Annotated in this window: 1 protein-coding gene; it reads right to left on the bottom strand. The window is 45.4% G+C overall.

Annotated elements, in window-relative coordinates:
• Positions 1–370: Ig-like domain-containing protein (locus AC0SAP_RS10385; protein WP_473384112.1), on the bottom strand; the 370-nt coding region annotated here is incomplete at both ends.

The raw sequence follows: 370 nt of genomic DNA, 5'->3' as shown, positions 1-370 counted from the left end.
TTGTTCAGAAACCACATAAGTTAACTCATCACCATCTACATCCTTCCCGGTGACTTTTCCTGTTTCTGGTTGATCTTCTTTCGTAATGATCGCTGGTGCTTCAGCAGTCGGTGCATCATTTACCGGTGTGACTGTTACAGGAACCGTTACCGTGACTTTGCCACCATTGCCATCTGAAACAACGACTGTGAACTCATCATCACCGTGATAGTCTTTGTTTGGCGTGTAAGTATAGTTACCGTCACCATCAACCGTCACCGTACCATGCGCTGGTTTATCACCTAATGCATAAGTCAGATCATCACCATCCACATCAGTGACACCCGTAATAGTGCCTTTCTTCGGCGTATCTTCTTTCGTAACAATCGTC

This window comes from Ignatzschineria sp. PL_is040 (genome assembly GCF_055813795.1).
The sequence above is the reverse complement of the archived record's forward strand: the minus strand, read 5'-3'. Positions and strand labels throughout refer to the sequence as shown.